Annotated in this window: 12 protein-coding genes; all 12 read right to left on the bottom strand. The window is 38.6% G+C overall.

The window, feature by feature from the left end:
• Positions 1-2: 2 nt before the first annotated feature.
• Positions 3-1,148 carry a glycosyltransferase family protein gene (locus GSQ62_RS00305; RefSeq protein ID WP_161887651.1) on the bottom strand — a complete coding sequence of 382 codons (1,146 nt, stop codon included), beginning with the start codon at positions 1,146-1,148 and terminating at the stop codon, positions 3-5.
• A 38-nt stretch (positions 1,149-1,186) separates the two neighbouring features.
• A complete protein-coding gene (locus GSQ62_RS00300) occupies positions 1,187-2,380 on the bottom strand; it encodes a glycosyltransferase family 4 protein (protein WP_161887650.1) in 1,194 nt (397 codons plus the stop codon).
• 19 nt (positions 2,381-2,399) lie between these two features.
• On the bottom strand, positions 2,400-3,290 hold the full coding sequence (locus tag GSQ62_RS00295; RefSeq protein WP_161887649.1) for an alpha-1,2-fucosyltransferase: 891 nt from the start codon (positions 3,288-3,290) through the stop codon (positions 2,400-2,402).
• Positions 3,287-4,162 (bottom strand): glycosyltransferase family 2 protein, encoded by an 876-nt coding sequence (locus GSQ62_RS00290; RefSeq protein WP_262886638.1) that lies wholly within the window; start codon positions 4,160-4,162, stop codon positions 3,287-3,289. Before GSQ62_RS00290 ends, GSQ62_RS00295 begins: the two co-directional genes overlap by 4 nt.
• A gap of 1 nt (position 4,163) precedes the next feature.
• Entirely contained in the window at positions 4,164-5,036 is an 873-nt protein-coding gene (locus GSQ62_RS00285; protein ID WP_161887647.1) for a glycosyltransferase family 2 protein, read from the bottom strand.
• A complete protein-coding gene (locus GSQ62_RS00280) occupies positions 5,023-5,982 on the bottom strand; it encodes a glycosyltransferase family 2 protein (RefSeq protein WP_161887646.1) in 960 nt (319 codons plus the stop codon). The genes GSQ62_RS00285 and GSQ62_RS00280 overlap by 14 nt, the downstream gene beginning before the upstream one ends.
• The gene (locus GSQ62_RS00275) at positions 5,964-6,914 is read right to left on the bottom strand and encodes a glycosyltransferase family 2 protein (protein WP_161887645.1); all 951 of its coding nucleotides are present in this window, start codon (positions 6,912-6,914) and stop codon (positions 5,964-5,966) included. The genes GSQ62_RS00280 and GSQ62_RS00275 overlap by 19 nt, the downstream gene beginning before the upstream one ends.
• A gap of 119 nt (positions 6,915-7,033) precedes the next feature.
• Positions 7,034-7,999: a glycosyltransferase family protein gene (locus GSQ62_RS00270; protein WP_161887644.1), complete on the bottom strand. Its 966-nt coding sequence runs from the start codon at positions 7,997-7,999 to the stop codon at positions 7,034-7,036.
• Position 8,000: 1 nt separating this feature from the next.
• Positions 8,001-9,260, bottom strand: a complete 1,260-nt coding sequence (locus tag GSQ62_RS00265; RefSeq protein ID WP_161887643.1) for an ABC transporter ATP-binding protein — start codon at positions 9,258-9,260, stop codon at positions 8,001-8,003.
• Between the two features lie 4 nt (positions 9,261-9,264).
• Positions 9,265-10,131, bottom strand: coding sequence for an ABC transporter permease (locus GSQ62_RS00260; RefSeq protein ID WP_161887642.1), 867 nt, complete (start codon positions 10,129-10,131; stop codon positions 9,265-9,267).
• A 118-nt stretch (positions 10,132-10,249) separates the two neighbouring features.
• Positions 10,250-11,362, bottom strand: a complete 1,113-nt coding sequence (gene gmd / locus GSQ62_RS00255; RefSeq protein ID WP_161887641.1) for a GDP-mannose 4,6-dehydratase — start codon at positions 11,360-11,362, stop codon at positions 10,250-10,252.
• Between the two features lie 134 nt (positions 11,363-11,496).
• On the bottom strand, positions 11,497-12,441 hold the full coding sequence (gene fcl, locus GSQ62_RS00250) for a GDP-L-fucose synthase (protein WP_161887640.1): 945 nt from the start codon (positions 12,439-12,441) through the stop codon (positions 11,497-11,499).
• Between the last annotated feature and the right edge of the window lie 49 nt (positions 12,442-12,490).

Here is a 12,490-nt window from a genome sequence, read left to right as displayed (position 1 = left end):
ATTTAGATAGAAAGCGTTTGAACTAATTGCGCATATTGTAGCCTGTTGGCGCTTGACTCTTTCATGAAATGCAGCTTTGCCAATTCGTTCAATCTAACTCTTTCTGCATAAGCCGTGGGTTTTAAAATTGCTACATCATTTCCGTCTGTTACAAAGCCACAGTTATTATTAATCACAAACTGCGTATAATCGCCCAAATCAGGAGTGATAATAACTGCTAATCCAGAAATCATATATTCTGCAAACTTTGTTGGTGATGCAACCTTATTAGTAACAGTATTTTCACGTATAAGAATGCCATAATCAGCAATAGTCAGAAATTTGTTAACTTCATCCGGTTTCAGCCATCTAATAGCTACCTGCTCCTGATAAGCATCTTTAAATGCTTTGTTGTTCTCATCCTCTTTGGACAAAAAAAGAACTTTCACGGATGTGTTAGATGCTAACAAAGGTTGCAGGAAATCCTGTAAAAGCGCAAAAGACTGCCAACCAGCCGTAGATCCGGAATAAACTAAAATAATATCATCTTTTTGGTACCCAAATTCATTCCTTAATTGAACAATTTCTGCTTCACCCGGAAGCGTAATATCAAAATGATAACTCAAAGTGCAGGGGATAAGGATATGCGCTTTTGAAGTATAACCATAACGTTCGTGCCAGTAAGAGACTAATTTAGTTGATACTGCCATTCGATAGTCTGATGCCAGCACAGCAGTTTTCTCATACTTTGCAATTCCTTTCCTTAAAGATTCCTCTTCCACCACCTCATACTCTTCCCATTCTGCTGCTATCGCACCTCTGCCATCGTAACATACTTTTTTAAGCAACCCAACCTTCCTGAGTGTTAAGGCAATGTTTGTAGCTAATACATTCCGGCAAATGGCAGCGCGCTCGCCAGTAAGCAAGCAGACCAGCGCCAGCGTAATCGAGTTAAGTTGCCAATTTTTGAGCTTTGGGAACATGGGCAGCACAATGGACCTGGGATAGCCGGTCTTGATTTTATACTTATTGGTTTTGAAATCTCTTATGGAAAGAAAGGCTACCAAACGTAGATCAGTATTGAAATTCTGATTTAGGAAGTGGCAGACATCAATCACCTGACCTTCATAAACTCCTGATGGTTGATCTCCTAAAGTGATGTATAGCATTCTATAGTTAGGTAATATTTTTAGGATTATACTTCATGCTACTTATCTATGTTATCACTGTGTTTACTGAGAATATATGCCTCTTCGATCAATTCAGCAATAGTGTTAATCCTATATTCAGGTTGACAAATCCTTTGTATCCTTTGTCTCCCTGCCGCTCCCATCTTTTCTGCTATATCAGGATTCTTTAAAAGATAAATTAGCTTTTCAGCCATCAGTTCAAAGTTAAATTCATTAACCAGAAAGCCTGTCTCACCATCGATAACGTTTTCGGGTATTCCACTATGAATGGTTGACACAATAGGTAAGGCATGTGCTGCAGCTTCAGCTAAACTTACTGGAAAACCCTCCTGATCTCCATTGGAAGAAATAACGCTATGTTGTGCATACACCCAATGTTGATTCATTATTGGAAAGCTTTTCTCACGTGGTAATGCTCCTAAAAACTCAATTGAACTATTAAGATTTAATTCGCCAACTTTGGCTCTAGCCTCATGTCTTAGTTCTCCGTCACCTATAATAGTTAATCGTGAGTTTTTAATAGTATCTTTTACTATCTTAAATGCGTGCAAAAGTGCAACAGGATTCTTTTTTGGAGTTAATCTTCCTAAAAATATTATTGAAGGTGCGTTCTTCAATTTTGCTTCCCAACTTAGAGGGATAATCTTACTTGAATTAACGGCATAATGAATCACATGTATTTTCATATCAGGACACCCTAATAAAATTAACATCCTTCTTAGATGTTGTGAAGGAGCAATAATATATGTTGCCTTAGAAAAAACAATTTTAAGTTTTTCCTTATACACCTCATCATTCACAGCTGATGTTACATCATATCCATGAACATGAACAATGAATGGAATTTTGTTGTGGGAAAGGAAATCGACAAGTAAAGTTGCCGACGTTGCATAGTCTATATAAGCAACATCAGGCAATGAAGTCACACTTTTTTTTAAAACCTTATAAGAATAATATTGTTGTACCTCGTTTTTAAAATTAAAGCCTTTTCTCCCTGCTACTTGCCCAATTTTGTAAGCTAAAAAAGACTTTTTAAGACCTTCTTCAGCATAACCAGTATATACTATAGAAGTTATAGCAGAGCCGTCATCAGAAGATTTCCCGCAATAATATGTAATGTTGAGACCTTTATGCTCTAAGCCTTTATACAAATCATATATAAAAGTTTCTGATGGAGTTATGGAGGTATGTGAGAAGTAACCTACTTTCATAGTTCAATTATTTAAGAACTTATATTCTCATCCAATTTGGTGGGATGATATCTATTGCATCATATTCAGGTGAAATAGCCCACTTATTAGGTGCAACAGTAACCCCAGCATCAAATTTACCTAACCATGCGCCCCACCAGGCAAATGTGCTGTTAGAAATTATATGGTGTTTGCAAAGAGACATCAGATGAAGATCAATTTCATTAGAATTTGGATAGTTAGTAGTATCTACATACGTAGTAGGACCTGAAATAAATTTCAAATTAGTTTCACACCATTCAATATCATCTGAGAATATAAAATAAGCTATATCATTAACCAGAGAGTTTATCACCTTAACAGCTTTTATATAATATTCAATCGGAAGAGAGCCTAATCTGCTTGCGTATAAAGAATTCGAAACATAATCAGTCCTCCGAATATGAATTGAAATTGAATTAGTAGTTCTAATAGCTTCTATTAAAGGCTCTAAATCAGTGGGTAAAGAACATTTAAACTCAAAGTCGTTTCTAATCAAATGTTCAACCTCCTCAAAATATTTATAGCTCTGCCACCTCCCAACTATACATGTGTTAGCCTTCAAATTTAAATATTCTGGTTTAAAGGAGTTACCTTGCTGCACAACAAGTTTGTGAATACCTAGCATTCTGCGCATTCTATAGGAAATCTTATCCACGAAGGAGGCATTTGGTACTCCATTAAATTTTTTAATCTCACTGGGTGTGGCGTATACAAATCCAATATTAAAGATTTGCAATTCGAAATCTCTTTTTGTAACTGCTCCACCGTTACTCTCTAATAGAGTTGAATCTATTTTAAGATATGTATTATTTCTGAAAGCTAAATATCTACCAAAAGCGTATTGGAACATTTGGTTCCCTAATCCTCCCATTAAACGAATTACAATCATATTTTTAAAATTGATTTTAAAATGAGGACATATGGTTCTTTCCTAAATATATATTGCTTTCTAAATCTAAAAGCTTTGATGCAGGAAGATAATACACTTGTAGTGTTCCTTAAATTAGCTGAATAATAGATTGAGAATTTATAATATTTAAAAAGTATATTATTAATTTCCTCTTTATCTAAAAAGTTTGAAATAGATGGATGAGATAATAAATAGGAGTATATTCTGGTATACAAACGATATTTTTTAATATCTCCAAAAGACATAGAGCCTGCACCTATGTAATAAATGGTAGTGTATTCTTTTGCTAGGACAAAATTATGTCTCAGAGCTATTCTTACCCAAAGATCATAATCTTCTGCTATAGGAATAGAAGGATCAAAACGATATTGCTCAAAAACCTCGCTAGGGATACATACATTATTTACAGTTAACATGCAGGAGAAAAGATTCTGAACTGTATTAGCATCAGCATTGTAATTAAATTCCTGTAATGTTACTTTACCACTGCTTGAAATTTTAGTTAATGTTCTATAAAGACCAGCGCCAGGTTTCTCTTTAATTAAATTTGCAAGTACCAGAAGATGATTAGGTAAATATTCATCATCGTCATCTAAAAAACATATGTAATTGCCTTTTGCTTTGGATATACCAAAATTTCTCGAACTAGGAAGTCCAGAATTTTGCTTATAATAATAACGAATATTTGAATTGATACTTTCGAAATCTATTGTATAAGCAATATCTGATCCATCATTAACAATAATAATTTCCCACTCATTATTAATTTGATTTATAATACTATCCACAGCTCTCTTTAAGAGCTGTGGTCTATTATACGTCGTGACGATTATAGAAAACAGAGGATTCAAATTAAAAGACTACTTTAAGCAAAATTTTAAATAATAGGGATTTAATATCGCATTGAATATGCTTTATAATCGAGGAGCTTCTTATCTTTATCAAATTTTGATATTCAATCTTGTAATTAAGATATTCTTTAAAATTTATATTATCTATGTTAATGTTTTGTCTTCTTTTATAAGCATCAAATATTGCATCTAAATGGAATAATCTCGCGGCTGGTACATTAATACCCTGTGAAATACCATGTGTATGCTGTCTATAATAGTATAAAGGCTTATTAATAAATAAGACAGGTCCCTGTTCTTCTAATTTAAAATACAAATCTTGGTCTACAGCCCTTCTTAAATAGGGTGATATTCCACCGGAACGTAGATATAACTCTTTTTTAAAAGAGGCAAAGTGAGAAATTTTTGGACCCTTAAATGTCAACTGAGTTTTATTAGAAGGTATAGAGCCGACATGGTTTGATTGCCTAATAGACTCTAAATCTTTACTATACCATTCGTAATGAGTTGAGTATATTAAACTATGTATAGGCTGTTCTAAATGCTTTTGAGTCATTATTTCCAAAGCTTCCAGGTCAAGAACATCATCCGGATCTAAAAACCCACACAATTCACCTTTAGCTTCGGCTACACATCTGCTTTTAGTATAGCCGCAACCTCTGTTCTTATCGTTGGTAAATATTTTGATTTTACTGTTGAGTCTAAGTTCTTTATAAAGTTGCTGGGAATTGTCGATAGAACAGTCATCAACAATGACTATTTCCCAATTTTTGTAAGTTTGCTTGAGAATAGAGTCTATAGCTTCTAATAAATATTCCCCATTATTATAGTTAGCTATAAGTACTGAAAAAAGAGGTACATTAACTGTTAACATGTTTGAAATTATTATCGGCTTCTAAAAAAGGCATAACATCCTTTAGGGATTTAGAGCGAGATTGACGAATTTTATTCAAATTTAGTAAGGATAACATAAAAGTCCTTAAAATGAAGAGAGCTAACCTGAATTGTCTAAATAAAATCTTCTTAAAAATATCTGTTACCTGATTAATAATAAAAGCATTAATATTTGATTTATATTGATATCTGAGATCTTTAAGTATTAGTGTGTTGTGTATTAGTTTCCGTTTAAAATTTTTCGTTATTAAAGAGTTTGGCTGATGTATGCGATCATGAGCTATAAAAGCAGATGGAGTAAGAGCTATTTTGTAACCCTTAATGATAGTTCTTTGCAAATAATCATCATCCTCCCCATAATGAGGGAAAATAGGATCAAAGCCACCTACCTTCAAAATACATTCTTTAGTAATTAACCAGGCTGCAGCATTCACATAAGTTGTCAAATAATATTCGCTAACTTTAAAAGTTAATGCATCAGAAATTATTGAAGGAGTTTTGTTAGGGTCTAAATAAGTTGAGAAGTTATAGTCTAGCTTATTCCAACTTCCGTCTAAATGAATGGGGCTGATAATGCCTAAATTCTTATTTTTCTGCGCTATATAAATTAGCTTTTCTATAGTATCCTCCTGTATGTATGCATCCTGGTTAAGTAGAAAAACATAGTCTGCTCCTTCTTCAATGGCTATAGCCAAACCAATATTGTTAGCTCTTCCAAAACCTAAATTCTCACCAGCTTCAATAAGCCTTATTTCAGGGTAATTTATTTTTACAAGATTTACACTGTTATCTTTAGAACAATTATCTATGGCAATTATTTTAACAGGTATTGTGCTATTTCTTAAACTATCAAAACATTTGCCAATCCATTTTGCGCCATTATATAACACAACTATAACATAAACAGCTACACAGTCCTTTTCCATTGTTTCCACTTAGTAGTTGCTATAAGATTGTTTAATACTTTAAAGCCAAAAGAAATATCTATTTTAAAAGCATATAAAAGTATACGCTTGAAAAACTTGCTTTGATAATTACCCCGGCCAACTTTTTGCCACCAGTTCATCAGCCACAGTTTAACCTGAGCAGACTTTTCTTTACTTAAAGGAATGCGTTTGCTAAAATAGTGAAACCATACAAAATTCTCATAAAGGTTCTGGATAGAATGAATGCCTGAACGTACATTGTTACTATGGAACCTGAAATAATTCAAAGAGTCAGCTATGAAATAAATATTCGTCTGCGACAATAAATCTGTCCAGACCATTTTATCTCCGCATAACCGCATTTTCAGAACTTGAGGAGAAAGTGGAGCAAATAACGCTTTTTTGAAAACTACAGCGCTTGCATTGGGGATCGTATTTCTTAAATAGAAATAACTCTGTAGTTCCTGTTTGCCACTGCTTTTAAAATCATGATTCCAGTGTTCATTATCAACATAATCTGTCCATTCCTTCATATTGCCGATAATTTCATCCTGTTCATTTACTTTCCAGGATTGGCAATAAACTAACCCCAAAGTAGCATCTGCCTCAAAAACATTCATCATTTTCTCAAGGAATGAATGCTCGCACCAATCATCACTTTCAGCAACCCAAATATACTTTCCGGCTGCAAGATTAATTCCTTTATTCCATTGTGCAAAAGTACTACCGCTATTTGCTTTGTTATAAATAATGTGACTTACTTTTGAGCAAATTCTATACTGTTCTATAATATCTTTGCTGTTATCTGTAGAGCAATCATCAAGAATGATGATTTCCAAATCTTGATATGATTGATATAAAATTGTATCAATCCTTTTTTTTAAGTATTGAGAATGGTTATAGTTTGGAACTATTACAGTAACTAGATGCATCCTTCTTGTTTAAGAGTATTTATAAAGGTATGTTTGCAAAATATAACTTAGAAAGATTGTATCTCACTAATGTTGTAGCTCAATAAATATATATCGTTTGATATATATTTATTGAGCTACTAATGAGACTTTACAAATTTCTTCAAGAAACGATATACAGCTTTCTTAGCTCTTATTTTATAAATACTTTTATAATCAAGTTCTTTTGATAAGTCAGCATAATTTAAATATGAATCAACCTGATTCTTTATGTTAAGATATCTTAAGGCGAAGTTTCTCAAATATAATCCATCTTTAGGATCATATTTGAGAAATTCCTCTACTAAGGAGGAAACAGTATAATTTTGTTTGTAGTATCTTCCAGAGCAATTATTGAGCATAATAAAACCTAAATTATCTTTAACGTAACCATCTCCATAATTATTTGAATATTTCCTTTTATCAAATATAACTACAGGTCTTCCACATGCCATTGCATCATAGGCTGACCTTCCTAAACCCACAATTAGGTCAGCTCTGTTTATTACTTTCTCTATATTCCAAAAGTTTTCTTCAAATTTACTAACTCTCAAAAACTTAATATTTAAAACCTCACAAGCCTTTTCCACCAATTCATTCGCTTCATCTGATTGGCAAAAAGAAGCCACAGAAGTCAGTCTCTCGTTTATAGGATTTGAGATCGTAAATCTGTCGCAATTTATGCCATTATAAATAATTTTGCTATTGAAGCCTTTACTCGCAAGATGCACCTGAACTTCATTAGAAATTGACACATGTGCATCTGCATATAAGGAAGGTTGCTCTAATAAAGGATATATACCGTGACAAGTCTGTATGATAAAACCAAATTTCCAAAGTGAATCTACTATTGTATTATGATTTGCTAAGATCAAATCATAACTCTTATTACCAGTGAAAAATGGAACTTTAAGGTTATGCTCTATAAGGTCAGAAACCTTCCCTTTCTCAAATGAGAAATATTCAACTTGGTGATTTCTTCTTAGTAATTCTTCGATTAGCGCGTAAGAGTAGTTTTCAGTACCTCCTACCATTCTTAGATGATTTGTAGCTACTAAGATATTCATTTCAAGTTGTCCAACAGTTATTCAGAAAAAAAATTTCATTTCTATTCTCTAACACTTTTTCATGTCCAGAGTTAATAACACTAACTTCAAAGGGAATTTCATCTGTCATGTGTACTCTTTTTATTTTAGGCAGTAACATAGCAAATTTTACAGTATATAGCCCTTTATTCAACATACCTTTAGGTAATGTAAAATATAAGAAATTTTCTGAATCAGGAGTAACCTTACATATTTTCTCTCTTGAAGGATCAAAATTAAAATTTTCGAATAGTTTTATTCCCTTATAAAAAACTTGTGCAACGTATGTATAATCAATTGCTTCAGGATTGTGAATCTGTAACTTAAATTTAAGTGTGTCATTATTTTTGATAACAGCATGATTTAAGTTAAGTAATTCTACCTTTTTTATACCTCCTTCACTCGGAACTTCAAATAAATAAGATGTTGACAATCCTTTATGGGGAGAAAAAAAGTCAAGATATTTATCGATCACACTATCTACATTATTATCTTCAAAATTCACTGTTCCATTAGTTAATAAAATGCCCCTATTGCACAGATTGCTAACGGCTTCCATATTATGGCTAACGAATAGTACCGTTCTTCCTTCTCCCTTTGAGACACTTTTCATCTTCCCTATAGCCTTACTTTGAAACTCCGCATCCCCTACAGCTAACACTTCATCTACAATCAAAATCTCTGGTTCCAAATGCGCTGCTACAGCAAAAGCCAGCCGCACACGCATTCCGGAGGAATAACGCTTTACAGGCGTATCAATATAGCGTTCAGTGCCGGAAAAAGCCACTATCTCATCAAACTTGTACCGGACTTCTGATTTGGTCATACCTAGAATAGCACCATTCAGAAATATGTTTTCGCGTCCTGTAAGTTCCTCATGAAAGCCAGTGCCCACCTCCAATAAAGAAGCAATCCGCCCTTTCGCTTTTATCTCACCAGTTGTAGGGGAAGTTACCCGTGAGAGTAACTTTAGGAGCGTTGACTTACCGGCACCATTTTTTCCGATAATGCCTAATACCTCCCCTTGCTTCACCTCAAAATTTATATCACGGAGAGCCCAGGCATATTCGCTTGTTCCTTTCGTGGTACGATCATTTACTTCCCCAATCTTCAGGTAAGGATCTTCTTTGCCTCTTACCTTGTGCCACCAGCGGTTTATGTCATGCGAAATGGTACCCGTGCCCAATTCTCCAAGTCTGTACTGCTTTGAGAGGTTTTCTACTTTTATAACGATATCACTCATACAATTAAACCGTATCCATAAATGATTTCTCTACTTTATTGAAGACCACGATTCCCAAAAAGACAATGACGGCTGTAAATAATGAAGAATATCCTAAATAACTCCACTCAAATTCGCCGGAACCTAAAAAAGCATACCGGAAGGTTTCGATAATACTCGACATGGGGTTAGCGAGAATCAGAAGCTTGTATTTCTCTGGAATAGTAGAGAGTGGATAAATAACCGGAGTAGCGTACATAGCCAGCTGTATGCCAAAGGTTAATAAAAACTTGACATCCCGGTATTTGGTTGTCATGGCGGAAATCAGCATCCCAAATCCAAGGCTAAGCCCTGCCATCAAAACTATTAAAAAAGGTACAAGCAATAAATACATGTTTGGCTGCACTATGTTGCTTGTAAATAAGTAATAACATAGCAATAATATAAACAAGACAAACTGCACCCCATACTTCAGCAGGTTAGAAACAGTAATGGAGAGCGGCGTAATCAGCCTGGGAAAATAGACTTTACCGAAAATATTGGCATTCCCCGTAAAGGTGTTAGACGTTGCCGTCAGACACTGAGAAAAGTAATTCCAATTGATGATGCCCGCCATGTAAAACAACAAAGGCGGAACTCCATTCGTAGACAGGCCCGCAATACTGCCGAAAACAATGGTAAATGTAATGGTGGTAAAGATAGGCTGCAGGAAAAACCAGATAGGCCCGAGGATTGTTTGCTTGTACACAGCTATAAAGTCACGCCGCACAAACATTTGTAGCAAGTCGCGGTAACGCCAAACCTCCTTTAACTGTAAATCAAAAAGGCTGGAACTTGGTTTTATCACCAGCGTCCAGTCTTCGTCTTCTTCTTTCGTTGACTTATTTATCATATATGAAAAAATAGCAGAAGGAGTCCAATTGTAAATTTGCACTCCTTCTGACTGCAAAGATACAAGACAGCTCTAAAGAAATGATGAAGCCATACATCTTTTATAAGAAAGTAACAACTTACTCGTGGTAGTTCAATATCTTGTGCCCTCCCTCGGCAAGGTAGGTGTCTCTTTTGAAGAGCTCCACGTCACTCTGCATCATGTCCTTAACAAGGGCCTTCAAATCGTATTGTGGCACCCAGCCAAGCTTCTCCTTCGATTTGGTTGCGTCGCCGATGAGCAGTTCCACCTCCGTGGGCCGGAAGTAACTCGGGTCAACAGAGACAACTTCCTTTCCAACCTCGAGTTTGTACGCTGGGTTGGTGCAGGCGGCAATAAAGCCCTTCTCCTCCACGCCCTCACCCCGGAAGTCTATCTCCACCCCCACTTCAGCAAAAGCCATCTTCACGAAGTCTCTCACTGTCGTGGTTACCCCGGTAGCAATGACGAAGTCCTCCGGCGTGTCCTGCTGCAGGATGCGCCACATGGCCTCCACATAGTCCTTGGCGTGGCCCCAGTCCCTTCTGGAGTCAAGGTTGCCCAGGTATAGCTTCTCCTGCAGGCCCAGGGTGATGCGCGCTGCGGCACGGGTTATCTTGCGCGTCACGAAGGTCTCCCCTCGCAGTGGCGACTCGTGGTTGAAGAGGATGCCGTTGCAGGCGAACATGCCGTAGGCCTCGCGGTAGTTCACGGTAATCCAGTAGGCGTAAAGTTTGGCCACCGCGTAAGGGGAGCGCGGGTAGAAGGGGGTAGTCTCCGACTGCGGCACCGCCTGTACCAGCCCGTAGAGCTCGGAAGTAGAGGCCTGATAAACTCTTGTTTTCTCCGTTAATCCTAAAATACGGATGGCCTCCAGGATGCGGAGCGTGCCCAGGCCGTCGGCATTGGCGGTGTACTCGGGCGTGTCAAAGCTCACCTTCACGTGGCTCATGGCGGCCAGGTTGTATATCTCGTCGGGCTGCGTTTCCTGGATCACCCGGATGATGTTGGTCGAGTCGGTTAGGTCCCCGTAGTGCATCCGGAAGCGGACGTGCTGCTCATGGGGGTCCTGGTAGAGGTGGTCCACCCTTTCGGTGTTGAACAGGGAACTGCGGCGCTTGAGGCCGTGCACCATATATCCTTTGCTTAGCAGGAGCTCGGCCAGGTACGCCCCGTCCTGCCCCGTGATGCCTGTGATGAGGGCTACTTTCATGTGAGTTACGAATTACGAGTTACAAATTCCGAGTTGGTAAGACCCGGATGGTTGTTGATTGATGATCGTTAGTTGCTGAATGTTGAATGTCAAATGAGCGGCTTCTCCTGCTATTTACGCTCCCTCCCCTGTTTTTAGGGGAAGGCCGGGGCTGGGTATTGCTGCCTAAAGTCAGCGTAGGCCAGGGCAATGCCCTCTCTCAGCTCCGTTTTGTGCCGCCAGCCCAGGCCATGCAGTTTCGAGACGTCCATGAGCTTGCGGGGCGTTCCGTCAGGCCTTGCGGTGTCGAAAGCCAGTTCCCCTTCATATCCCACCACATCCTTCACCAGTTCCGCAAGCGCTTTAATGGAGATGTCCTCACCGGTGCCGATGTTCACCAGTTCCCTCCCCGAATAAGTCTGCATCAGGAAAAGACAGGCTTCGGCGAGGTCGTCGGCGAAGAGGAACTCCCGCCGCGGGCTGCCCGTGCCCCAGATGGTCACCGTCTCTGCCCCCCGCTCCTTTGCCTCGTGGAAGCGGCGGATGAGGGCGGGCAGCACATGCGAGTGCTCGGGGTGGTAGTTGTCGTTGTAGCCGTAGAGGTTGGTGGGCATCACACTCACGAAGTCGCAGCCGAATTGGTCGCGGAAAGCCTCACAGAGCTTGACGCCAGCTATCTTGGCGATGGCGTAGGGCTCGTTGGTCGGCTCCAGCGGCCCTGTCAGCAGGTACTCCTCCTTCAGGGGCTGGGGGGCCAGCTTGGGGTAGATGCAGGAGGAGCCCAGGAACAGGAGCTTCTTCACCCCCGCCTTGTAGGAGGAGTGGATGACGTTGGCCTCCATCAGCAGGTTGTCGTAGAGGAAGTCGGCGCGGAAGGTGTTGTTGGCCACGATGCCGCCCACTTTCGCCGCCGCCAGAAAGACATACTCCGGCCGCTCCTCTTCAAAGAAGACCCTCACCGCCGCCTGCTCCCGCAGGTCCAGCTCCGCCGAACTGCGCGTCACGATGTTGGCGTAGCCTGCCGCCTCCAGCGCCCGCACCAGCGCCGAACCCACCATCCCCCGGTGCCCCGCCACATATATCTTCGAATTTATCTCCATAGCTTTTTTTAAGACGTAAGTATCAGGATGTTACGCAGGTGAACTTTTG

This window comes from Pontibacter russatus (assembly GCF_009931655.1).
Lineage (GTDB): Bacteria > Bacteroidota > Bacteroidia > Cytophagales > Hymenobacteraceae > Pontibacter > Pontibacter russatus.
The sequence above is the reverse complement of the archived record's forward strand: the minus strand, read 5'-3'. Positions and strand labels throughout refer to the sequence as shown.

Excerpts from the sequence above, each read along its gene's own strand:
- GSQ62_RS00260 (WP_161887642.1), bottom strand. The coding sequence starts at position 10,131 with ATGATAAATAAGTCAACGAAAGAAGAAGACGAAGACTGGACGCTGGTG.
- GSQ62_RS00285 (WP_161887647.1), bottom strand. The coding sequence starts at position 5,036 with ATGTTAACAGTTAATGTACCTCTTTTTTCAGTACTTATAGCTAACTAT.
- fcl (WP_161887640.1), bottom strand. The coding sequence starts at position 12,441 with ATGGAGATAAATTCGAAGATATATGTGGCGGGGCACCGGGGGATGGTG.
- GSQ62_RS00275 (WP_161887645.1), bottom strand. The coding sequence starts at position 6,914 with ATGCATCTAGTTACTGTAATAGTTCCAAACTATAACCATTCTCAATAC.
- gmd (WP_161887641.1), bottom strand. The coding sequence starts at position 11,362 with ATGAAAGTAGCCCTCATCACAGGCATCACGGGGCAGGACGGGGCGTAC.
- GSQ62_RS00280 (WP_161887646.1), bottom strand. The coding sequence starts at position 5,982 with ATGGAAAAGGACTGTGTAGCTGTTTATGTTATAGTTGTGTTATATAAT.
- GSQ62_RS00295 (WP_161887649.1), bottom strand. The coding sequence starts at position 3,290 with ATGATTGTAATTCGTTTAATGGGAGGATTAGGGAACCAAATGTTCCAA.
- GSQ62_RS00305 (WP_161887651.1), bottom strand. The coding sequence starts at position 1,148 with ATGCTATACATCACTTTAGGAGATCAACCATCAGGAGTTTATGAAGGT.
- GSQ62_RS00265 (WP_161887643.1), bottom strand. The coding sequence starts at position 9,260 with ATGAGTGATATCGTTATAAAAGTAGAAAACCTCTCAAAGCAGTACAGA.
- GSQ62_RS00300 (WP_161887650.1), bottom strand. The coding sequence starts at position 2,380 with ATGAAAGTAGGTTACTTCTCACATACCTCCATAACTCCATCAGAAACT.
- GSQ62_RS00270 (WP_161887644.1), bottom strand. The coding sequence starts at position 7,999 with ATGAATATCTTAGTAGCTACAAATCATCTAAGAATGGTAGGAGGTACT.